Origin of the sequence: Amycolatopsis orientalis DSM 43388 (genome assembly GCF_000411975.1) — a bacterium.
Classification (GTDB): domain Bacteria; phylum Actinomycetota; class Actinomycetes; order Mycobacteriales; family Pseudonocardiaceae; genus Amycolatopsis; species Amycolatopsis orientalis_D.
This window is the reverse complement of record NZ_ASXG01000064.1, coordinates 25,580-48,085: the sequence shown is the minus strand read 5'-3', so window position 1 is coordinate 48,085 and position 22,506 is coordinate 25,580. Positions and strand designations below refer to the sequence as shown.

Here is a 22,506-nt window from a genome sequence, read left to right as displayed (position 1 = left end):
CCCGCCTCTTCCAACTCCGCGACCGCACCAGCGTCCATCCCGGGCCGACTGAGCCAGGCAGCGCGAGCCAAACCCCGCGTTCGGCGTGACAGTGCCGATCATGCGAGCACCACCTCCGGACCCGCCTCTTCCAACTCCGCGACCGCACCGGCGTCGATCCCGCCGTCGGTGATCAGCACGTCGATCTCCGACAGCCGGGCGAAGCGGCTGAGCTGGTCCGCGCCGTACTTGCTGTGGTCGGCGAGCAGGACCCGGCGGCGAGCGGCGGTGACGAGGGCGGATTTCACCGCGGCCTCTTCGAGGTCCGGCGTCGTGCAGCCGTGTTCGGCGGAAAACCCGTTCGCGCCAAGGAAAGCGACGTCGGCGAGCAGTCCCTCCAGCGCGTGCAGCGACGCGGAGCCGACCGTGGCGAGCGTCGTTCCGCGGACCCGGCCGCCGAGGATCTGGAGCGTGATTCCCGGGCGGGTGGCCAGGATCGACGCGATCGAAATCGAGTTCGTGATGACCGTCAGGTCGCGATCGGACGGGAGCAGCGTCGCGAGGCGGCTGGTCGTGGTGCCCGCGTCGAGGAGCACCGAACCTCGGTCGGGGACCTGGTCGAGCGCGGCGCGAGCGATCGCGTCCTTTTCCGCGGCGTTGGTCTGGTCGCGCTGGGCGACCTCGGGCTCGAAGTCAAGCCGGTCCACCGCGACCGCGCCGCCGTAGACCCGGCGGACGACTCCCTGGCGTTCGAGAACGCCCAGGTCGCGGCGGATGGTCTCGGGCGCGACGCCCAGTTCGGCGGCGAGGTCGCCCACGTCGACCCGTCCGTCGCGGCGTGCCCGCTGTGCGAGGAGCTGATGCCGTTCGGCGGCGTACATGCCCGTTCCTCTCCGCTGTTTGCCCGTTGTCATTTGATTGTGCCCGTTGTTACCGTACTGTCAATCCCCAGTTACAAGATCCTTTGCTCCCGGAGGTCTCGCCATGTCGTTGTCCGGAGTCGGAGTCAGCCCCGGCCAAGCACAGGGCCCGCGCGTCGTCGTGGCCACTGACCTGCGGAAACCCGAGGATCAGCCAGTGCCCGCGGATCTGGCGCAGGAGGCGGGCCGGATCGCGCCGGCCGCCGCCCGGGTCGCTGCCCGGTTGTCCGATCGTGCCCGTTCTGTGTCCGGTGATGCCCGGTCGGTCGTGGAGACGACCGCGGCGATGGCGGCGGATCCAGCGTTGCTCTCGTCCGCCGAACAGCTCGTCCGCGAGCAGTCGCTGCCCGCTCCGCGCGCGGTCTGGGAGGCGGCCGCGAAGTTCATGGCGGCGCTCGAAGCCGCGGGCGGGTATCTGGCCGAGCGCGCCCGCGACGTCGCCGACGTGCGGGACCGGATCGTGGCCGACCTGCTCGGGGTGACCCCGCCGGGCGTGCCCGAACTGACGGCGCCGAGCGTGCTCGTGGCCCGCGACCTCGCCCCGGCCGACACCGCCGGTCTCGACCCGGAACTGGTCCTCGCGCTGGTGACCGAGGAGGGCGGACCGACCAGCCACACCGCGATTCTCGCGCGGGCGCTGGGAATTCCCGCCGTGGTCGCGTGCTCCGGAGTGCTCGCCGTGGACAGTCCGGGCCTGGCCGTCGACGGCGCCGCCGGAACGGTTTCGCCGTCCGACGACAGCGTGCGCGCCGCGAGCCGGAAGCCGCGCGCGGAATGGGACGGCATCGGCGCACTCGCCGACGGACATCCGGTGAAGCTCCTCGCGAACGTCGGTTCCGCGGCGGACGCCCGCGCCGCCGCGGAAGCGGGCGCGGAGGGAATCGGCTTGTTCCGCACGGAATTCTGCTACCTCGCCGCGTCGGAAGAACCTTCCGTGGACGCACAGCGCGAGGCCTACGCGGCGGTGCTGGCGCCGTTCGCCGGGAAGCCGGTCATCGTCCGGACGCTCGACGCCGGCTCGGACAAACCGCTGGCGTTCCTGGACATGGGCGACGAACCGAATCCGGCACTGGGCGTGCGCGGGGTCCGCGTCGCGTTCGACCGGCCGGAGCTGCTCGACCGGCAGCTGACCGCGATCGCCGGGGCCGCCGCCGACACCGGGGTCGAGCTTTCTGTGATGGCCCCGATGATCGCGGCCGCCGCCGAGGCCCGCTGGTTCGCCGAACGCGCGCGGGCGGCGGGGATCGCCCGGGCCGGCGTGATGATCGAGGTCCCGGCGGCGGCGTTGTGCGCCAAGGAAATCCTCGCCGAGGTCGACTTCGTCTCGCTGGGCACCAACGATCTGGCGCAGTACGTCTTCGCCGCCGACCGGCAGCTCGGCGCGGTCGCCGCGCTCAACGACCCGAGCCAGACCGCGTTGCTGCGCCTCGTCGGCATGGTCGCCGAAGCCGGGGCCGCCGCCGGGAAACCGGTCGGCGTGTGCGGGGAAGCCGCCGCCGACCCGGGACTGGCCCCGGTGCTGGCCGGGCTCGGCGTGACCAGCCTGTCGATGAACTCGGCCGCCCTCGCCGCCGTCGGCGCGACGTTGCGCGCGGCCGACCTGCCCGGCTGCCGCGAAGCCGCCGCCAAAGCCCGCTGATCACGACGCCCGAATCGAGTTCTCCGTCCACTTGCGCAGCCGCGGCGGCACGCGCTTCTCCAGTCCGTAGTTCTCCAGGTGGGCGGAGAACACCTCGTCGAACGCCTGCTGCACGGTCTCGGTGTCCCAGTCCGGCCGCTCCAGGATCGGCTGCTTCAGATACGGCTGCCCCATGACGTGCAGCTGCGGGCCGTTGCACCGGATCAGCTGCCCGGTGATGCCGTGCGAGCCCTCGCCGAGCAGGAACAGCACGAGCGGCGCGATCTTCGCCGGCGTGCGCTCCGGCGGACAGGCCCGCAGCGCGCGTTCGGATTTCCAGACCATCCGGGTGTGCGCCACCGGGCACACGGCGTTGACCCGGATCCCGGAGTCCTCCAGGTCCAGCGCCCACGAGTAGGTCAGCGACGCGACCGCGCCCTTGCTCGCCGAGTACACCCCGAGCTTGCGCTGCCCGAGCGACGCGCCGGAGGAGATGTTCACGATCGAACCGCCGCCGCCCGCGCCGACCATCGCCCGGATCGCGGCCAGCCCGGTGTACATCACGCCGAGCACGTTCACCTCGACCAGCTGGCGGGCCTGCTCCGCGTCGTCCTCCCAGGGCAGTGCCTCGTAGTTCAGCCCCGCGTTGTTGACCAGGCCGTCGATCCGGCCGAACTCGGCGACGCACTGGTCGACGATCGCCTGCGCCTGCGCCGGATCGGCCACGCTGTGGCCGTTCGCGACCGCGCGCCCGCCGTGGCCGCGGATCGTGCCCGCGGTGCGCTCGGCCAAGTCGGCGTCCACGTCGTTGACCACCACCGCCCCGCCCGCGCGGGCGGCGTGCACCGCGAAGGCCTCCCCGAGTCCGCGCCCGGCGCCGGTCACCACCACGGCCTTGTCCTGCAACAGTCTGTCCACGCTCACTCCCCGCTGGTGCGCCCGGCGAGAGGACGGCCGCTCCGCCGGGTCTCTCCCAGTGTTGGGCCATTCGGCCCAGCCGCACCGGGCGACGGCGACGAACGGTGGTCGCGCTGCGCCGAACGAGGAAAGCTGATCAGTGCTACGGATACCCCGCGGCAGGTCAGTCCGAACGGCCCCGCGTTCCGGCCACCGGATTCTTCCCGGCTGTTCACCCTGGTGTGATCGGCGGCATACTGTGGGTGCATGTCCTGGCCGGAGCAGCGAGACTCCTGACCAGGGGCGAACCAGGCGAAGGCACAATGCGGGGACCCGCATTTCACTCGATCGGGGAGGGGGCAGTGGCCATCTCGTGACGACCGAAGCGACCTCTCGGCTTACGGCGCCGCTGCGGAATGTCGAATATCGCGTGCTCTGGGCGGCGGAGGCCATCTCCAGCGCGGGCGACCAGCTGGCGAAGGTGGCGCTGTCCATCCTCGTCTACCACCGCACCGGCTCCGCGCTCTGGGCTGCCGTCGTCTACGCGCTGACCTTCCTGCCCGCGCTCGCCGGCGGGCTCGGGCTGTCGTTCCTGGCCGACCGTTACCCGCGCCGGGCGGTGCTGAGCGTGAGCGCCGGGGCGCAGGCGATTCTGGTCGGGCTGATGAGCCTGCCCGGGATGCCGCTGGCCGCGCTGTGCTTGCTGCTGGTCGCGGTGCAACTGGCCGCATCACCGGCGAACGCGGCGCAGAACGCGATCACCCGCGAGGTGTTCACCGATGACCATCTGTACCTGCGCAGCCAAGACCTGCGCGGGATCACCACCAACACGGTGCAGCTGCTCGGCCTGGCCGGCGGCGGCGTGCTGGTAACGGCCGTGGGCACGTCGTGGGCGCTGGCGATCGACGCGGTGAGCTTCGCGGCGGCTTCGGTGCTCGTGCGGGTGTGGGTGCGCGACCGGCCGGCCGCCGGCGGCGACCACAGCACCTGGTTCTCCGCGACGCGCTGGGTGTTCGGGCAGCGCAAACTGCGCGTGCTGATCGCGTTGTCATGGCTCGTCGGGCTGGCCGTGGTGCCCGAGGGACTGGCCGCGCCGCTGGCCCAGCAGCTGAACGCGCCGTCCGCGGCGGTCGGCTGGCTGCTCGCCGCCGACCCGCTCGGCTTCGTCGCCGGGGCCTATCTGCTGTCGAAATTCGCGTCCGCCGGGGTCCGGCAGCGGCTGCTCGGCGTGCTCGCGACGACGTCGCTGGCCTTGCTCGCGCTCTTCCTGCTGCAGCCGAATCTGGCGGTCGCGCTGGTGCTGCTCGCGCTCGCCGGTGCGATGGGCGCCTACATCATCACCGTGACCGCGACGTTCTCCACCTGGGTGCCGAACGAACTGCGCGGCGGAGCCGGCGGTCTCTACCGCACGGGGCTGCGCGTCGCGCAGGGCATCGGGGTGGCTCTCGGCGGGGTGGTCGCGCAGGCGACCGGTTCCGCGGTCACCGCCATCGCGCTGGCCGGGCTGGCCGGCGTGGCGCTGGCGATCCCCACCGCGTTCTCGTGGACCCGGGTGCGGCACGCGGTCGCGGCCGGGGCCTGATCGTGGGTTGCCGAAGGGAACAGTGGCCGGGGTCGAAGCACCGGCCGAAAGAGTCCGGATACGCCGGACGGGAAGTCGTTTCACGCTTCACGGTCACGCACGGAACACACCTCCGTTCGCATTGTCACGAATCCGCCATGGATCGGTCACGGAACTCACGCTTCACGGTCACGCACAGCTGTCCACCTCCGCTCGCTGACAATTCATCGGAAAATGACAACAGCTCGATTCACGCCTCGCGGTCGCGCACGGGAAAACACCTCACTCGGGGGGACGGCGGGGACTTCTCCTCCGCAATTTACTTCATGGATGGAGCAGTTGTCGCGGAAGGCGTCTCCGGGTTCGGAGACTACGACCGAATACAGCGTTCGAAGTCGGTGAGTGAGATGATACCGGCAACTGATAACGACGCAGAACCGGGAACCTTCCGGGAACCGCATCCGACACCGGAGGAGGCACGGCCCGATGCCCGGAACCGAACCGGCGCGCGGTGAACGCCGCGGCCCCGGGGAGGAACCGCCCGCCGCGACGGGCTTCGCCGGACGGCTGCGCGCACTGCTCGCCGCGAACCCCGTTTCCTCGTGGGATCTCTGGACGAAACCGCGCCGGATGGTCGCGTTCCTGCTCGCCTGGGACGCGATCGCGGTGGCGCTGCTGGCCTTCGGCGTCATCGCGTCGCCGAGCCCGGATGTCGTGGACTGGGGCCGGTTCGCGATCCTCGCCGGGTGCGCGACGGTGCACATCCAGCTCACCCGGCGGCAGGAGGAACGGCGGCGCAACCGGGTCACCGCCGTCCACATCGACCTGACCGGCATCTGGGTGTTCCCGGCCGCGCTGCTGCTGCCGATCCCGCTGACGCTGCTGCTGATCGCGCTTCTGCGCGTACAGCGGTGGTTCAACTCGCGGCGACCGCCGCACAAGTTCGTGTTCACCTCGTTCACGCATGCGGTGTCGGCACTGCTCGCGCACCACCTGTACCAGAATTTCGCGTCCGCCGAACTGGCCCGGCTCTCGCCCGCGAACTCGTTGCAGGTCTTCGGGATCCTGATGCTCGTCGGCTTCTGCTACGCGGCCCTGCAGGCGGTCGTGATCGGCGGCCTGCTCGCCCTCGGCGGCACGTCCGCGCCCACGCTGCGCAACGTCTTGGGCACCAAGGACGACAACCTGCTGGAGCTCTCGACGATCAGTCTCGGGACCATCGCGACGATCCTGCTCGTGAACATCCCGCCGGCGATCGTGCTCCTCGTGCTCATCACCGTGCTCGGCAACCGGCTGGCGGAAATCAACCAACTGCAGTCCGAAGCGCGCACCGATCCGAAGACCGGGATCTTCAACGTGCGCGGGTGGTCGGAGTCCGCGGAGCGCGCGCTGGCCCGGTCCGCGCGCGGCGGAGAAGCCTTGGCACTGCTGATGATCGACCTCGACCACTTCAAGTGGATCAACGACACGTACGGCCATCCGGCGGGCGACGACGTGCTCCGCACGGTCGCGCAAACTCTCGACGAGATAACGCGCCCGAAGGACATCATCGGCCGCTTCGGCGGCGAGGAGTTCCTCATCCTGCTGCCCGATGCGGACAGCACGGCGGCGAAGGTGACCGCGGAACGAATCCGTACCGCGATCGCCGATCAGCGCATCGTGACGACCGACAAACGCGGCGGTTCCGCATTGATCACCGGCCGCACCGCGTCCATCGGGGTCGCATTGCTCGCGGTGAATGGAACGACGCTGGAACAGTTGCTGCAAGCCGCCGACGCGGCCGTCTACGCGGCGAAGGAAGGCGGCCGGAACCAGGTGCGCTTCGCGGATGCGAATCTGCCGTCCGAGTGATCCACAATTCCGCTCATCGGCACTGTTTGCGATTAATCGCGAAACCGATTCAGCAACTGTCCGCGACGGCCTCCGTCCCGTTCCTCCGCCGGATTGGGCCGCCGGGTTAATTGTCGGCCGGACCGCTAACCGCACCGGCCGGTTTTCGGGGCGGATCGACGCCCGCGAGGATTGCCGAACCCGGATGGCGCGGGACCGGAAATCCGGTCCCGGCTGCCGCGGACTCGACCGCGAGCCCCGTCCCGGATCGGGCCGCGCCAGCGGGCCCGGCTCGCGAAGGGCGAAGGTTCGTGCGGGAAACTCCACGGGCTCAGCACCCCCGGCGCCCACCGCGGCGCCCAGCGCGACCGGCCCCAGTTCAGGCCGCCCGGGGGTTACCCCCCACCAGGTGAGGGGGACGGCCGCCTGCCGGATCGCGCGCCGGGCTGGCACCCTGGTGCGCATGCCAGCCACCGACGACCGTGCCCCGGCCGCCGTTCGCGTTCGCCGACCCTGGTCGACGTCCGGCTGGCTGCTGCTCGTCCTGCTCGTGGTGTTCGGGTTCGGCCTGATCGCCTCCCGGCCCGCCTCCCCGCCCGAGCAGGGCCCGCCGACCGGCGGCGTGCTCGCCGCGCGGAACGCGGTCGAGGCGCTCGCCCACCCGGACGGGCAAGCCACCGCGCTGGCGCTCCTGCCCAAGGACTTCACCGCGGTCACCGGCGTGAAGCCCGGCGCGCTGCCCGCCCGCGACGGCACCGTCCGCGCGGCGCACCTCGACGGCGGCTGCTCCGCCCCGTGGGGCGACGACAACACGAAATGGGACTTCTCCGTCCCGTGCAAGGCGCACGACCTCGGCTACGACCTGCTCCGCTACGCCAACGACAAGGGCCACCCGCTCGACCAGTCGGCCCGGGCCGCGCTCGACGACCGGCTCGAGCAGGACATGCACCGCACCTGCGAGCTGAACCCGATGGGCTCCGAGCGCACCTGCCAGCTCGTCGCGTCGGTGTTCACCAGCGGCCTGGTGCTCAACTCGTGGCACCAGCGCTGGGGCCCGCCGGTCGGCGACCCGATCGGCCCGATGGTCGCCGGGGTCCTGGTCATCGGCTGCCTGCTCGTGATGCGCCTGCGCGGCTGGCACGCCGCGCGCCGCACGACCCCGCGGCCGCGGCTGCCTCGCGGCGTCCCCCGGCCCTGGGCCGTGCTCGGCATCGCCGGAGCGGTGCTGCTGATGCTCGGCGAATCCGCGACCGCACTGGCCGACTGGGCGGGCGCGCCGGAACCGACCTGGTGGCCGCTGACCTGGCTGACCCAGCTCACCCCGCTGCTGTTCTTCGCCGGCGGGCTCGCCAACGCGGCGGGCTGGCGGGCCGAACGCGGCCGCGGTTACCGGCATTACCTCGCCGAACGGTCCAGCCCGCTGCTGCGCCCGGCGCTGATCTTCGCCGTGGTCGCCCTGATCGTGCCGCTGGCGCTGGAACTTCTCGGCATCCCGGCCGGGACCAACGCCACCGTCATGCGGATCGCGTTGCACCCGCTGTGGCTGCTGGGCGTCTACCTGCTGACCGTCGTCGGCGCGCCGATGCTGCTCGCGGTCTACCGCCGTACGCGGCTGTGGTCAGTCGCGGCGCTGACCGCCGTTGTCGTCGCCGGAGAACTCGCCGCGAGCTGGACGGACGTCTCCTGGCCGCGGTACGCCGCGACACTCGCCTTGGCGCTCCTCGCGCAACAGGTGGCGTTCGCGTACGCCGATGGCGTCCGGCTTCGCCGCCCAGTGCTCGCTGTCACAGCCGTAGGCGGCGTCGCGGCCCTCGCGGTCGCAGTGTTCGCCTTCGACGTTTCGCCGGTGCTGCTCGGCAACCCGGGCGCGCCTGCCGCGCTGTCCGCGCGGCCGTGGACCGTGCTGCTGCTGGGCGCGTCGCAGCTCGGCCTTGTCGGGCTCCTCGCGACGCCACTGCGGCGCTGGGCCGCACGCGACCGGGTCACCCGGACCGCGGCGCTGATGCTGCGTGCCCCGATGAGCCTGTACCTGGCGTTCCTCGCCGCCATGCTGCTGCTCGTCGCGGTGGTGTACCTGCCCGGCCCGATCGCGAACGGCCTGAGCTGGCTGCTGCGGCCGCGGATGCTCGCCGCGGTGGCCCTGCTGCTCGTGCCGGCGGCGCTGGTCTTCTGGTGGTTCGAACGCCACCCGGGCAAGCCCGGCAAGGCCGCCGAAGCGCCCGCCGCCCCGCTTCCGCACATCCCGGCCGGCCGCCGCTCAGTGCTGCTCACGCGAGCAGCCTCGACCCTGGGGATCGGCTACGCGACGCTCGGCGTGTTCGGGCTCGCGCTGGCCCGGTTCGGCGCCGAAGCCGCGGACGCCGACGTGCTCGGCTTGCGGCTCGACCCGGTCCAGAGCCTCGTGCACCTTCTCCTCGGCGTGTTGCTGCTGCACGCCGTCCGGACCGGCGGAGCGGCGACCTCGGCCGCGACGTGGTTCGCCGCCGCGCTGACCTGCGTCCCGTCGCTCGTGGCCGCCGCCGGCGGCGAAACGCACGGCTCGGCGATCGTGGTCCTGCACCTCATCACCGCGGCATTCGCGCTGGTCGGAGCGGGATCGTGCCTGGTTCCGGCGAGGCAGCCGGCCACCGCGACCCCCTGAAGCGCGACACGCGTACCGCCGACCGGGCGAAACTGCTTCGGATACCGGAACATGGGTGGTGCACACCACACCGCCCGGGGGAGGTGCGAATCCGTCGCAACCCCCGCCCGGCACCATGCGTCTCCAGAACCGGACGACCAGAACGACGAGAAGGAGCCGGCCCGTGGACTACCCGCCTCGGAACGGGCAAGGCGATCGCCGCCCCGCCCGCTCGTGGCAGGACCAGCCCGGCCGGGGACAGCCGCGGCGGCCCGGACCGCCGCCCCGCTCGCGGCGCGAACCGCCGGCGGCGGGTCCGCCTCGTCGTTCCGGACCGCCCCCGCGCCGCCCGCGCCGGGGGTCCCGGCGCGGTGGCCTGCGCAGCGCGAAGATCGCCCTCACCGTGGTGTCGCTGCTGGTCATGGGACTCACCGGGTACGCGTGGGCGTCGCTGCAAGGGCTGGTCAACGGGCTGAACTACTCCGACGTGATCGGCGAGGGCGGAGGCGGCGACAAGCCCGCCGACGGTGCCCGCGACATCCTCCTGGTGGGTCTCGATAGCCGCACCGACGCGCAGGGCAACCCGCTGTCGCCGGAACTGCTCGCCCAGCTGCGCGCGGGCGAATCGGACGGCGAGCTGAACACCGACACGCTGATCCTGGTGCACATCCCGAACGACGGCAGCAAGGCCGTCGCGCTCTCGCTGCCGCGCGACTCGTACGTCGACATCCCGGGCTACGGCAAGCACAAGATCAACTCGGCGTACGCCAGGGCGATGCTGCAGGCGCGCAAGGACCTGCAGGCCCAAGGCGTCACCGACCCGAAGGAACTCGACGTCAAGGCCAACCAGGCCGGGGCGCGGCTGCTGATCGCGACGGTCCAGGAGCTGACCGGGTCCACGATCGACAACTACGCGGCCATCAACCTGCTCGGCTTCAGCGACATCACGAAAGCCATCGGCGGCGTGGACGTGTGCCTGAAGGACAACGTCGACGACGAGTACTCCGGCGCGAAGTTCACCAAGGGCCAGCACACCATCGACGGGGTGGAGGCGCTGGAGTTCGTCCGGCAGCGGCACGGCCTGCCGCGCGGCGACCTCGACCGCGTGGTGCGCCAGCAGGTGTTCATGGCGGGCATGGCGCGCAAGATCCTCTCCGCGGGCACGCTGACCGACCCGGGCAAGCTCAACTCGCTGGTCGACGCCATCAAGAAGTCCGTGGTGCTGAACCAGAACTGGGATATCTTCAACTTCGCCCAGCAGATGAAGGGCCTCACCGGCGGGCAGCTGGAGTTCCGCACCATCCCGGTGGACAACGTCGAGTACCACACCCCGACCGACGGCGTCGCGATCAAGGTCGACCCGGCGAAGGTGAAGGCTTTCGTGCAGGGCCTGACCGGCCCGCAGGCCGGAGCCGACGGCGCCCCGGCGCAGCAGCAACCGCCGAAGCCGGACGAGTCGCACAAGGACACGACGGTCGACGTGCGCAACGCCTCGGACCGCACCGGTCTGGCGGCGAGCGTGTCCAAGCAACTGGTGGACAAGGGTTTCACCGCGGGCGACACGGACAACGCGTCCTCGCGGAAGACGACTGTGATCTGGGTCCCGAGCGGCGGCGAAGCGGCCGGGCAGGCGGTCGCCGACGCGCTCGGCACCAAGGCGACGGTGCAGGAAGACAAGAGCGTGCCCAAGGGCCACGTTCGGGTGTATCTCGGTTCGGACTACCAGCCCGCCGCCGGCGCGTCGAGCGGGACCGGTGCGGCGCAAGCGCCCCCGGCGCAGCAGCAGTCCGCGCCGCCGTCGTCGCCGTCGGGTCCGGCACCCTCGGGTCCGGGCAGCGACGACCAGCCGATCACCGCGGACGGGGTGCCCTGCGTCAACTGACGCGTTGCTCCATTCGGGGCAAGTCGAAGTTTTTCCCGAAACTCGCGTAATGAGCGGCCGCTTCGGCACTTTCACCACCGGGACGCAAGCCCGCGTCCGCGAAGTTGGTTGAGGGGCAGGGGCCGTGATCGACGCTGAGCACTACCAGCGAGTGCTGGGAGACGAGCTGCGCAAGCTCAGGCGTGGCCGGGGATGGACGCGCAAGGAGCTGAACGCGCATCTGCAGAGCGAAATCTCGCTGCAGACACTGGCGACGTACGAACTGGGCACGCGGCAGTGTTCCGTGGTGCGCTTGGTCGAACTGTGCCTGGCGATGGACGAGCTTCCGCAGGATTTGCTGGCGAAGGTGCACAGCCGGGTCTTCACCGAGGAACCGGGGAGGGTCCGCGTGGACCTGCGCCGGGTCGTCGCGGAGGCGGGTCCGGAGCTGACTCCGTTGCGGCGCTGGGCAGAAGGACGGTTGCGGCAGAGCGGAGTCGCGCTGCCGGCGCCGTCCGCCCGTGCGGGCGCCGCTTCGGGGCCGTCCGTTCCTGGACCGGGAACCGCAAGCCCCCCAAGCCCTTCCGCCCCCGCGGGCTCGGGCCAGCCCGCTTCGAGCGCCTCGACCGACGAGGTGTCGTTCGACTTCGCCGCTCTGGAACGGATGGCCGAACTGTGCGGCCTTCCGACGGCTGAGCTGGTTTCGCACCTGCGCAAGCTCGCTCCGGCCTGACCCGCGCCCACTGACCACGAGGGGGACCTTCGCGACTCCTCCCCTGCCGCGAAAGTCCCCCTCGTACTCCGTACCCTCCGCGCGACTCAGTCCGCGCAGGTTCCTTTCCGCTCAACGACAACGCTGCCCACGCCCGGCCAACGTCCACAGTGGAGCGCCCGCTTCCGCTGAACGCTGCCCTCCTGGACTACGAGGGGGACTTTCGCGACTCCTCCCCTGCCGCGAAGGTTCCCCTCGTACTTGGCAGTCCACTGTGGATTGCCGCCCCGAGACCACGAGGGGGACTTTCGCGGCTCCATCCCCCGCCGCGAAGGTCCCCCTCGTGCCGGCTCACCCGAGCAGTTCGTAGTCCTCCCGCCGCACCGTCCGGGTGTCCAGCCAGTAGCGCCAGGTGAAGCCCGGCCACAGCGTCCGGTTCACGCCTTTCGCGTCCAGATACCAGCTCTTGCAGCCGCCCTGGGTCCAGATGCCCTTCGCCAGTTTCCGCTGCACCTGCGCGTTGAACCGCTCCTGCACGTCCTCGCGCGGGTCCAGCGCGCGGTCGCCGGCGAGCCGCAATGCCTGCGCGATATAGGAAATCTGCGCCTCGATCATGAAGACCACCGAGTTGTGGCCCAGCCCGGTGTTCGGCCCGAGGAGGAAGAACAGGTTCGGGAAGCCGTTGACGGTGATCCCGAGGTGCGTCCGCATCCCCTCGCTCGCCCACTCCTTGGCGAGGTTCCGCCCGTCGCGGCCGACGATCTCGAGGTTGTCGAACGCGTCGGTCACGTGGAACCCGGTGCCGTAGACGATCGCGTCGACCTCGTGCTCGACGCCGGCCTGGTCGACGATGCTGTGCTCGCGCACCTCGGCGACGCCGTCGGTGACCACGTCGACGTTGTCGCGAGCCAGTGCCGGGTAGTAGTCGTTGGAGATGAGCACGCGTTTGCAGCCCATCGTGTAGTCCGGGGTCAGCTTGGCGCGCAGCTGCGGATCCTTCACCGCGCGGTCGATGTTGCTCTTCGCGAGCCGCTGCCCGATTTTCATGATCCACGGCTGGCCGTTGAAGCCGATCGCGCGTGCTTCCAGGGTCCAGTAAAGGAAATTCCGGTACAGCCGCTGCGCCGGCGGCACCGCGCGGAACAGCCCGCGCAGCCAGCCCGGCATGTCGCGGTCGGCCTTCGGCATCACCCACGGCGGCGTGCGCTGGAACAGCGTCAGCTCGGCCACCTGCGGCGCGATCTTCGGCACGAACTGGACCGCGCTGGCCCCGGTGCCGACCACGGCGACGCGTTTGCCGGCGAAGTCGAAGTCGTGGTCCCACTCGGCGGAGTGGAACGCCCGGCCCTGGAAGCGCTCGATGCCCGGCAGGTCGGGGATCATCGGCCGGTGCAGCGCGCCGACGCCCGCGACCAGCGCCGGAGCCACGAACTCGTCGCCGCCGCGGGTGCTGACGTGCCAGCGGTTCTCCTCGGCGTCCCAGCGCGCGCCGGTCATCTCCTGGCCGAAGCGGATGAAGCGGCGCAGGTCGTATTTGTCGGCGACCCCGCGCATGTACTCGTAGATCTCCGGCTGCGGCGAGTAGGCGCGCGACCAGCCGGGGTTCTGCTCGAAGGAGAAGGAGTACATGTGCGACGGGATGTCGCACGCGCAACCGGGGTAGCTGTTGTCGCGCCAGGTCCCGCCGACGTCGTGCGCCTTCTCGAGCACCACGAAGTCGTCGCGGCCGTCCTTGCGCAGCTGAATCGCCATGCCGAGCCCGGAGAACCCGGTGCCGACCACGATCACGCCGGTCTCGGTGCGGTTGCCCATGCGTCCTCCCGTTAACTGTTACCCGAAGTCCAGCTTACTCGGAGTAGGTTACTGGCGGTAGAGTGTGCGGCATGACCACCGCCAAGCGCAAGCGCATGCCCCGAGCCGAGCGGGAACGGCAGATGATCGAGGTCGCCGAGCAGGTCTTCGGCGAGCGCGGGTACGCGATGGCGTCGATGGACGAGATCGCCGACCTGGTCGGGGTGTCCAAGCCGATGCTCTACGAGTACTTCAACTCGAAAGAGGGCCTGCTGCTGGCGTGCATCCGGCAGTCGCGGGCGGCGCTGCAGGAGGCCACCGAGCAGTCGATCGTCGGCGCGGAGTCCGCGGAGGAGGCGCTGCGGCGCGGGCTGCTGGCGTTCTTCGTGTTCATCCGCGAGCGTCGCCAGGCCTGGTCGCTGCTGCGGCACGAGATGGCCTTGATCGGCACGCCGGCCGCGGACGAGATCGAGGAAACCCGCCGCCAGCAGACCGACCTGATCACGGCGTTGATGAGCGGTTACTTCGACAGCGAGGACACCCTGCGCGCCGAAGCCTCGGCCGAGTTCGTCGTCGGAGCGTGCGAGCGGCTGGCGATCTGGTGCGAGCGTTTCCCGGAAGTCACCCCGGAGAAAGCCACCGAGTACGCGATGGATCTGCTGTGGGCCGGGTTGTCACAGCGAGCGATCTAACGTGCACGTGAAGACGACCGTGCATTAGGCCATTCGGTCGTCACTCAGCGCACATCTCGTCCCGTTACTTGTGACACAGAGTTTTCTTGGGGTATCGATGACACGGTAGAAAGACACACTGAGTGTCGCGCCAGCGGCCGGCGAGCAGGAATCGCGTCATGAGTTTGCGGTGGCCGGGTCTCGACCTGTGACGCATGCTGATGACGAGAGGGGTGAGGCAGTGGTGGAAACGATCACGGCGACGTACAAGCACGACAACGACGACTGGACGATCACCGTCAGCGGCCGCGGCAAGGAGCTGACCGGCAAGGCGCCGGGCATCATCGCCGCCCGCGACCGGGCCGACCAGCTCGTGGAGAAGCTCGCCCCGAACGAGCGACCCACGGTCGTGCACCTGCTGAACGGCAACGCACTGGAGTTCACCAGCGCGTACATGGCCGCCCGCCTCACGCTGCCGGAGATCGAACCGCTGGAAGTCCCGCCGTCGGGCGGCGCCAAGGCGGCCAAGGAGTCCTCTTCGGACGCTTCGGGCTCTGGCGCGGACAAGGCCGAGGCTCCCGCGGCTGGCGCGGCTGGGTCGACTGACTCGGCTGGCGCGGCTGGCTCGGAGAAGGACAAGGCCGCCAAGCCGGCGCTTCCGCCGAGCAAGCAGCTCCCGAAAGAGGTCGAAGACCGCAAGCCCGACGAGGCGAGCCGCCCGGGTGTGACAGCGGGCGCGTCGGCCACGCCTCCGGTCGCACGCGCCTGACCCCTCGCCAGCTTTTCCTGTACAGCTCGCTTCGTGGCGGGCTGATTCGCCCGGTGCGGGCTGGTTTCGTCGCTGGTCCAGCCTTCACTGGCCGATTTCGCCGCCGGTTCGCCCTTCGTGGCCCGGTCTCGTCGGTTCGCCCTTTTACGGGCCGATCTAGCCGCTAGTTCGCTCTTCGCAAAGTGGTCATGCCGCCGGTCCAGCCCTTCGCGGGCCAGTCCTGCCGCTGGTTCGCTTTCCGGGCCGGTCTAGCCGCTGGTCTGGCCTTCGCGAGCTAGCGAGCCCCGTTCGCGTCCTCTTCGCGCATTGCATGACAGTGCTCGCGTTCCTGACCGCTGCCCTCCCACGCGGCGACCTCGCCGTCACAAGGGAGCTTCGGCATCCCACGGCCCTTGAGTGCCCGTAACCGCTGCCCAGGTCGGACAAAGCGGCCCGCAAACCCCGGCGTCACCCCGAAGGGGTAGCCCGATCCGGCGAACGTGATGCCCCGAACCGCCCCAGGTGGGCGACCGCCAAACAGGTGAGCCCTGGTTCAGTGGCACTTCTCACGAAGTTCACCGGGCGTAACGATCGCAGCTGTCGATGCGCCATCCAGGGACGCACACCGGGACCGCAGCATCCGCGGCCGCGTCAGCACCCGGCGTAACCGCGGGCGCACCCGTCAGCGACTCAGCGGAACAGCTTCCGCACCAGCAGCACGGCCACCAGCACGCCAGCCCCGATCAGCGGGTACTTGACCTTCGGGTTGTCGAGCTTCGCGCGCACGCCGTCCTTCGCCTGCTCGGCGAGTTTCTGCGGGTTGGCTTTCGTGCCCAGCTGGTCGAGGGTCGCCGCCAAAGCGGTCCTCGCCTGCTCGATCTCACGCTCGATGGTCTCGGGGTCGCGAGCCACGTGCCCTCCTCGCCGCAGTCGGACTGTAGGCGGTCCACGGTAGAGGACGCCCCCCGCCCGACGGCCACTGGCCACGCCGAGCGAACCCGAACGTGGCGCGCGCTACGATCAGCCCTGGTTCTTGGGGGCCGTAGCCCAATTGGCAGAGGCACACGGTTTAGGTCCGTGCCAGTGAGAGTTCGAGTCTCTCCGGCCCCACCCTCAGCGGCACTGGATGGCGATTCACTGCAGCACATCCGCCGCGTGCCACAGAACCGCCACGCGGAGACGAACGCGCCGATCACCCGCCCCCGATGGTGAGGGTGATCGGCGCGTGGGCTTGGTCAGCTGTCAGGAACTGGTCTCCGCGGTGCGACACTGTCAGCACATAGGACGGCAGCCCGTCAGGGACGTCGTTGACGGTGAATCCGAGCTGGCAGCCGGTCACGACGTTCTGCCCGTCGAAATAGGTGGTTTGCACCTGTCCGCCGGTGATCGAACCGGTTGCGACCACCTGTCCGGACCGATCGGACACCTTGACGGCAGTTCCGGGCGTGAGATCCGAGTACCCGCCGGTCCCTTGGCAGTCGGAGTCAGTTCCTCCGGTGCCGCTCGACCGCACCCCTGACGGGCCGCTTTCGATCGTGAGGACACCGGTCAGCATGAATGTGTTCTTAGGCAAGGGGATCGACCCGGGCGAGATGAATGCCGTCGCGTTCGGCTCCGTCACGACGTAGGTGACCGTGGCGGTGGCCGCAATGGCGAGCGCCAAGGCGCCGACGCCGACCATAAGGCGAGTACTCGTCATCACGCCCTCCAGTTCGAGCGACTGTCCTGGCAAGTCGCGGTCGGCAGGTGGCGCGTTACCGCTGCACCGCCGAGCTGAACCAGATGCCGCTGACGCGGAAAGGGCAGGAGACACGTTCCGCAGGGGACAGCGGACTCTTCCACACCGAAGGAAGCGGTCAAGGGCGTCGCGTAGTCGCGCCGGGACCGACATGGATCCGGGTCTTACCCCACGTAAGTCAGATAGAACCTTACTCAGATGGACAGTCCTGCCCGGCTAACTTCCGTCCGCCGCGTCCGTCGCCACGCGCCGCGGCCACTCGGGAAGCTAACTGTTCCCGAGTCCGGGACAACGCCGCGATCCGTTCGTCCAGCACCGCCAGCCGACGGTCCACCAAGGCCACCGCGCTTGAGGACAATCGTCGCGAGGGCAGGTCTCCTTGCAGGCACGAGCCCAACGGCCGGATGTCTTCCATGGTGAGCCCCGAATCGAGCAGGTAGCGGATGTTCGCCACCCGCTCGATCGCGGACTCGTCGTATCGCCGGTACCCGTTGTGGGAGCGGGCCGCGGTCAGCAGGCCCTGCTCCTCGTAGAACCTCAGCGCCCTGGTCGTCACGCCGGTGGCCTTCGCCAGCTCTCCGATCCGCACCGACCCGAGCGTACGCCGCTAAGCGATCACTGCGCCGCCGTCGACGGGGAGGACGACTCCGGTCAGGTACTCGGCGGCGGGGCTGGCCAGGTGGACGATCCAGTGCGCGACTTCTTCCGGTTGGGCCAGGCGCCGCAGCGGCACCATTTCCCGCAGGGTTTCGTGCTGGGACTGGGCTTGTTCGGCGGTCAGGCCTTCGCGGGCGTAGATCTCGGTGGCGACCGGGCCGGGGGCCACTGCGGTGACGCGGATGCCGCGCGGGGCGAGTTGTACTGCCCAGCTTCGGGTCAGCGAGTCCAGCGCGGCTTTCGTCGCCGCGTAGAACTCTCGGCCGGGCATCGGCCATCCGCGTTGGCCGATCGCGGTCGTCACGTTGACGATCGCGCCCTTGGCTTCGCTCAGGTGCGGCAGCGCGGCCTGCACCAGGTAGACCGGTGCGAGCAAGTTCGTCGCCACCACCGCGTCGAACGCGCCGGGTTTGATCTCGCCCAGCGCGGCCGGATCGACGATGCCGGCGTTGTTCACCAGCACGTCGATCCGGCCGAATTCGGCGAGCGCGGCAGCGGTGATCGCCTCGGCGGCGCCTGGCTCCGTCAGGTCGGCGGCGAACGGGCGGATCCGCGGGAAGCCCGCCGCGGTTTCGGCGAGCCGCTCCGCCGTCCGGCCGACGACGAGAACGTTCGCGCCTTCCCGGGCGAACTCGCGTGCGGTGACCTGCCCGATGCCCGTTCCGCCGCCGGTGACGATCACGGTCTTGCCGGGAAACTGTCCTTCACTCATGGCATCCGACGCTAAACATTGCCGTATGCGTGAAGGTCAAGCCGATCAGCGCACGCGGTCGTAAACCAGGGCCACTTCGCCGAGATCGCCGGTCTCCTGGAGCGCGACTGTCCACTTGGTACCGGGCAGGCCGTCGTCGAACAGACGCGGGCCGCCGCCGGCGATCTGCGGGCAGATGATCAGATACAGCCGGTCGATCAGGTCCTCGGCCAGCAGCGCTTTGATCACGCTGACACTGCTGTTGACCAGAATGTCGCCCTCGCCGTCCGCTCTGAGCGAGGCGACGACCTCGGCGGCGGGTGCGTTCACGATGCGCGTGTGTTCCCACGGCGGCTCGGTGAGCGTGCTCGACAGGACCACCTTTTCCGTGTCCACCAACCATTTCGCGTAACCGCGGTCGCGCGGGTCGGCGTTCTCGTCGTCGGCGACGCTCGGCCAGAAGCCCAGGAAGCCTTCCGCGTTGCGGCGGCCGAGCAGCGCGGTCGTCGCGTTCTCCCAGATGCGGGTCAGCTGGTTGCGGGCGGTCTCGGTGGTGACGTAGGGGATGATCGCGCTCATGTCGCCGGGGCCTTCCGGACCGTGGTAGCGGCCGTCGAGGGTCAGGGCGAGGTTGGCGGTGACACGACGCTCGGTCATGACTGGGTGTCCTTTCGGGTGATGACTTCGGTGAGGTGGTCGAGGACCTGTCCCCAGCCGGTTTCGATCCCGGCGATGGCGGACACGGCCTCGACCGTCGTGGCGCTGATTTCCAGACCCAGCCGCAGCCGGGTGCCGCCGTTCGCCGCCGCGGCGAGGGCGAGGTCGTAGTGGCCGCTGAACGCGACGGCTCCGGCCGCGTCCAGCACCGACAGGTCGAACCCGAGCCGCTCGTTCGCGTGCGCGGCCCGGACCTGCCCTTCCGAGCGGTAAGTGCCCTCGGCGTCGCGGTAGACGAGAACGACGCGCCCGCCCGGCTCCGGTTCGAGGACACACTCGGCGACAGTCAGGGACGGCGGGGCCCACCACGACGCCAGCAGTCCGGCGTCGGTCCAGTACCGCCACACCGTTTCCGGCGGTGCCGGCACTACGCGCTCGAAGGAGAACGTGCGGCCGTCGGCCCAGCGATCCCGGTCCGCGACCGCGGTGTCGGCTTCGATCGCCGCGCGGTAGCGGTCGAGCACGTCGCGCTCCCCCGCGTGCGCTTCGATCGTCGCGGCCAGCTTGTGCAACTGGTCCGCGAATTCCCGCAGCGGAGCCGCTTCGGCCGCGTAGACCCGCCGCTGCCCCAGCGGGGCCATGGTGACCAGGCCGGCGCGGGCGAGCGTCTGCAGGTGCTTGGTCGTCTGCGGCTGCCGCAGCCCGGTCAGCTCAACCAGTTCGCCGACCGATCGCGGCCGGTCCGCGAGCAGTTCGAGCAGCCGCCACCTGGTGGTGTCCGCGAGTGCTGAGGCGATCCCGTCCATGCGGAGAAGTATTCATCACACAGAATATTCGTGTCAAGGAATTCTTTTCGCCGCACCTCAGCCGGGCAGCAACCGGGCGGCGAGATTGCGGACCGCCAAGCCCCGCTTCGTGCGCGGGACCAGCATCGATGCCGCCGCACCGACCCCGCGCTGCTTGGGCTTCACCCGCGCTCGATGGCTCGCCTCGTAGCGCGCGAACGCCTCGGCGGGAGTGCCGTCCGCGAGCGCCGCGGCCAGGGTGTGCGCCCCGACGATCGCGAGACTCGAACCGTCGCCGAGCAACGAGACGCACGACGCGGCATCGCCGACCAGCGCGACCCGGCCGTGCGACCATCGAGGCGGATCGACCACCGCGACCGCGTCGAAAAACACGTCGTCGGCCGCTTCGAAGCGCGCCAGCAACTCCGGCACCCGCCAGCCGAGACCCCGGTAGGCGCTGGGCACGATTTCCTTGCCCTGCCCCGGATCCGCCGCGCGGAAGATGAACGCGACCCCGGAATTCCCGCGCACCGGATGGATCGCGACGAGCCTGCCTGGGGTGTTCAGCAGGACCACGTCCTCCGGATAGTCGGACGGCTCGCCGAGCGACACCGTCCCGACGTACAACCCGGCGTGCCGGACGAACCTCTCCTCCGCGCCGAACACGAGCCGCCGCACCGCCGAGTGCACGCCGTCCGCGCCGATGACCAGGTCGAACCGGCGCGGAGCAGCGTACTCGAAGGTGACGTCGACCCCGCCGGCGTCCTGCTGCAACGCGGTGATGGTGTCGCCGAAGAGAAGCTCAGCGTCGTCGCGCGCCGCTTCGTACAACGCGGAGGCGAGGTCAGCTCGCGGGACCTCGATCTCCTTGCCCGCCGCCATCCGCACCGTGGTCACCGAACGGCCGCCCGCGTCGAGCACTCGCAGTCGCCGCGCGTGCGTCGCGACCTCACGCAACCGCGGCACGACCCCCATCGCGCCGGCTACCTCCATCGCGCCCGCGCGGACGTCCACCGGGTTGCCGCTGCTGCGCTGACCGGCCGCCTGTTCCACGACGGTCGGCCGGAAACCGTTGCGCGCCAACCAGAACGCCAGCGTCGAGCCAGCGATCCCGGCACCGCACACGAGCACGTCACGAGTCATGCCCTCGACGGTATCCGCACTAAGTGCAAATCTGCAATCAGTGCTGATTTGCATTCAGTGCCATATACTCGCGCCATGTCGCTCCGTGAACGCAAACGCGCCCGCACCCGCCAAGCCCTGATCGACGCGGCTGCGGACCTTTTCGAGCGCAACGGCTACGACGAGACGACCATCGCCGACATCGCCGCCGCCGCCGAGATCGGCACGCGCACGTTCTTCAGTTACTTCGCCAGCAAGGAAGATCTGCTGTTCCCGGACGCCGAGAGCCGGGTACAGGCGCTGCTCGAGGCGCTGGCGAACCGCGCCCCGGACGACCGGCCGATCGACCTGCTGGTGCGCGTCCTCGTGGACGGCGGCGAGGTCAGCGACGACATCATCGGCAAGCTGACCCCGCTGCGGATGCGGCTGGTCCAAACCGTGCCCGCCGTCCAAGGCCGAGCACTGCAGATCCAGTTCGCCGCCGAGCGCCGGATCGCCGAAATCCTTGCCGAAGCCTTTCCCGACGAACTGGACGACCTCAGCGCCCGCACGTTGACCGGCGCGTTCGCCGGTGCGGTGCGCGGCGCGTCGCAGGCCATGCTCGACCGCGACGGCGAACTGCCCCCCGAACAGCGCACCGAAGCGACCCGGCAGGCCATCATGACGACGCTCGCGCCGCTGCTCAAGCGGGACTGACGTGCTCCGCGCACAGGCAAGCCACCCCGGTGTCGATCCATTCGCGGCCTTCCCACTCCGGATGCCGCTTGATCAGTTCGTCCCGCACCTCCGCGAGCACGGTCGCCTCGTCCATTCCGGAATCGCGCCGCCGCCAGGTCTCGTCGCGCAGCAGTTCGAGGTAGCCGCGCAGGTCGTCGAGCAGTTCCGGACCGCTGATGTCGCCGTGACCGGGCACGACGATCTCCGGCCGCTGCTCCGCGAGCTTCCGCATGACCTCGATCCAGCGGATCCCGGACACGTCGGTGTCGTGCGGCGGGAACCACGGGAAGATCGCGAACTGGCCGGTCTCGGCGAGGTCGCCGGTGAACAGCACGCCCGCGTCCGGGACCGTGACGACCTGGTCGCCCTTGCTGTGCGCGCGACCGGTCGCCCGCAGTCGCACGACGCGGCCGCCGAGGTCGAGATCGTGCGACGAGTCGTAGACGACGTCCGGGGCCGGCAGTTCGACGCCCTCCAGCTGTCGCGCGACCGGTTCCCCTAGGCCGCGGAACATCCGCAGGTAGCCGGGGCCTTTCGCGGCGAGGTCGGCCGCCTGCGCGCGGTTGACCAGGTAGGTCGCGGCCCCGGCGAAGGCCTGCGCGCCGAACGCGTGCTCGGGGTGGAAATGCGTGGTGGTCAAGTAAATCCGGCGGCCGCGCGCGTACTCGGCGGCGAACTTCAGCACGGTTTCCGCGTTGCGCGGTCCCATGCCGGTTTCGACGACGAGCACGGAATGCGTCCCGCCGATGACGCCGACGTTCGGCACCAGCTGCACGCCCTGGTTCGGGAGCACGACGAGGTCGCGGGCGAGTTCGCGCACCCGCGAGGTCTGCACGACGGGATCGGGATACGGATAGTCGGCCATCGCCGGGGGCTCCTCAACGCGCGGAATCAGTGACCGTTCCAGTCCAGCCCCGCGCCCGCGCGGTGT

Annotated in this window: 20 protein-coding genes and 1 tRNA gene; 10 read left to right on the top strand and 11 right to left on the bottom strand. The window is 70.2% G+C overall.

What is annotated here, in order from left to right:
* Positions 1–98: 98 nt before the first annotated feature.
* The gene (locus tag L942_RS11335) at positions 99–860 is read right to left on the bottom strand and encodes a DeoR/GlpR family DNA-binding transcription regulator (RefSeq protein WP_037358598.1); all 762 of its coding nucleotides are present in this window, start codon (positions 858–860) and stop codon (positions 99–101) included.
* Between the two features lie 103 nt (positions 861–963).
* Here L942_RS11335 and L942_RS11330 point away from each other — a divergent pair, with 103 nt between their 5' ends.
* The gene (locus L942_RS11330) at positions 964–2,538 is read left to right on the top strand and encodes a phosphoenolpyruvate--protein phosphotransferase (protein ID WP_037358596.1); all 1,575 of its coding nucleotides are present in this window, start codon (positions 964–966) and stop codon (positions 2,536–2,538) included.
* Here L942_RS11330 and L942_RS11325 read toward each other — a convergent pair whose 3' ends face one another.
* Positions 2,539–3,435 carry an SDR family NAD(P)-dependent oxidoreductase gene (locus L942_RS11325; protein WP_037358623.1) on the bottom strand — a complete coding sequence of 299 codons (897 nt, stop codon included), beginning with the start codon at positions 3,433–3,435 and terminating at the stop codon, positions 2,539–2,541.
* A gap of 352 nt (positions 3,436–3,787) precedes the next feature.
* Between L942_RS11325 and L942_RS11320 the strand changes: the two genes are divergently transcribed.
* The 5 genes from L942_RS11320 to L942_RS11300 all read left to right on the top strand — a co-directional run bounded on the left by L942_RS11320 (position 3,788) and on the right by L942_RS11300 (position 12,019).
* Complete coding sequence (locus L942_RS11320) at positions 3,788–4,996, top strand: MFS transporter (protein WP_037358593.1); 1,209 nt, start codon at positions 3,788–3,790, stop codon at positions 4,994–4,996.
* 465 nt (positions 4,997–5,461) lie between these two features.
* Positions 5,462–6,826: a GGDEF domain-containing protein gene (locus tag L942_RS11315; protein ID WP_081655024.1), complete on the top strand. Its 1,365-nt coding sequence runs from the start codon at positions 5,462–5,464 to the stop codon at positions 6,824–6,826.
* 442 nt (positions 6,827–7,268) lie between these two features.
* Positions 7,269–9,446, top strand: a complete 2,178-nt coding sequence (locus tag L942_RS11310) for a phospholipase A2 (RefSeq protein WP_037358590.1) — start codon at positions 7,269–7,271, stop codon at positions 9,444–9,446.
* 163 nt (positions 9,447–9,609) lie between these two features.
* The gene (locus tag L942_RS11305; RefSeq protein WP_037358588.1) at positions 9,610–11,307 is read left to right on the top strand and encodes an LCP family protein; all 1,698 of its coding nucleotides are present in this window, start codon (positions 9,610–9,612) and stop codon (positions 11,305–11,307) included.
* Positions 11,308–11,431: 124 nt separating this feature from the next.
* Complete coding sequence (locus L942_RS11300) at positions 11,432–12,019, top strand: helix-turn-helix transcriptional regulator (RefSeq protein WP_037358585.1); 588 nt, start codon at positions 11,432–11,434, stop codon at positions 12,017–12,019.
* Between the two features lie 330 nt (positions 12,020–12,349).
* Here L942_RS11300 and L942_RS11295 read toward each other — a convergent pair whose 3' ends face one another.
* Positions 12,350–13,810, bottom strand: coding sequence for a flavin-containing monooxygenase (locus L942_RS11295; protein ID WP_037358581.1), 1,461 nt, complete (start codon positions 13,808–13,810; stop codon positions 12,350–12,352).
* 71 nt (positions 13,811–13,881) lie between these two features.
* Between L942_RS11295 and L942_RS11290 the strand changes: the two genes are divergently transcribed.
* Both L942_RS11290 and L942_RS11285 read left to right on the top strand, forming a co-directional pair.
* Positions 13,882–14,481, top strand: coding sequence for a TetR/AcrR family transcriptional regulator (locus tag L942_RS11290; RefSeq protein WP_037358578.1), 600 nt, complete (start codon positions 13,882–13,884; stop codon positions 14,479–14,481).
* A 220-nt stretch (positions 14,482–14,701) separates the two neighbouring features.
* A complete protein-coding gene (locus L942_RS11285; RefSeq protein WP_037358575.1) occupies positions 14,702–15,229 on the top strand; it encodes a hypothetical protein in 528 nt (175 codons plus the stop codon).
* Positions 15,230–15,898: 669 nt separating this feature from the next.
* Here L942_RS11285 and L942_RS11280 read toward each other — a convergent pair.
* Positions 15,899–16,120: a DUF3618 domain-containing protein gene (locus L942_RS11280; RefSeq protein WP_037358573.1), complete on the bottom strand. Its 222-nt coding sequence runs from the start codon at positions 16,118–16,120 to the stop codon at positions 15,899–15,901.
* Positions 16,121–16,244: 124 nt separating this feature from the next.
* On the opposite strand from L942_RS11280, the gene L942_RS11275 reads away from it, so the two are divergent.
* Positions 16,245–16,318, top strand: a tRNA-Leu gene (locus L942_RS11275).
* An 82-nt stretch (positions 16,319–16,400) separates the two neighbouring features.
* Here the strand turns inward: L942_RS11275 and L942_RS41970 are convergent.
* The 6 genes from L942_RS41970 to L942_RS11245 form a co-directional block, all read right to left on the bottom strand.
* Positions 16,401–16,889, bottom strand: coding sequence for a hypothetical protein (locus L942_RS41970; protein WP_051165881.1), 489 nt, complete (start codon positions 16,887–16,889; stop codon positions 16,401–16,403).
* Between the two features lie 247 nt (positions 16,890–17,136).
* Positions 17,137–17,535 (bottom strand): MerR family transcriptional regulator, encoded by a 399-nt coding sequence (locus tag L942_RS11265; RefSeq protein ID WP_037358569.1) that lies wholly within the window; start codon positions 17,533–17,535, stop codon positions 17,137–17,139.
* A gap of 18 nt (positions 17,536–17,553) precedes the next feature.
* Positions 17,554–18,315 (bottom strand): SDR family NAD(P)-dependent oxidoreductase, encoded by a 762-nt coding sequence (locus tag L942_RS11260; RefSeq protein ID WP_037358564.1) that lies wholly within the window; start codon positions 18,313–18,315, stop codon positions 17,554–17,556.
* A 45-nt stretch (positions 18,316–18,360) separates the two neighbouring features.
* Positions 18,361–18,951: a dihydrofolate reductase family protein gene (locus L942_RS11255; protein ID WP_037358557.1), complete on the bottom strand. Its 591-nt coding sequence runs from the start codon at positions 18,949–18,951 to the stop codon at positions 18,361–18,363.
* Positions 18,948–19,757, bottom strand: coding sequence for a metalloregulator ArsR/SmtB family transcription factor (locus L942_RS11250; RefSeq protein ID WP_037358555.1), 810 nt, complete (start codon positions 19,755–19,757; stop codon positions 18,948–18,950). Before L942_RS11250 ends, L942_RS11255 begins: the two co-directional genes overlap by 4 nt.
* Positions 19,758–19,814: 57 nt before the next feature.
* Positions 19,815–20,879: an FAD-dependent oxidoreductase gene (locus tag L942_RS11245; RefSeq protein ID WP_037358553.1), complete on the bottom strand. Its 1,065-nt coding sequence runs from the start codon at positions 20,877–20,879 to the stop codon at positions 19,815–19,817.
* Between the two features lie 75 nt (positions 20,880–20,954).
* On the opposite strand from L942_RS11245, the gene L942_RS11240 reads away from it, so the two are divergent.
* Complete coding sequence (locus tag L942_RS11240) at positions 20,955–21,554, top strand: TetR/AcrR family transcriptional regulator (RefSeq protein ID WP_037358550.1); 600 nt, start codon at positions 20,955–20,957, stop codon at positions 21,552–21,554.
* Here L942_RS11240 and L942_RS11235 read toward each other — a convergent pair.
* Entirely contained in the window at positions 21,541–22,440 is a 900-nt protein-coding gene (locus L942_RS11235) for an MBL fold metallo-hydrolase (protein ID WP_037358547.1), read from the bottom strand. The two genes, L942_RS11240 and L942_RS11235, sit on opposite strands and share 14 nt — an antisense overlap.
* Between the last annotated feature and the right edge of the window lie 66 nt (positions 22,441–22,506).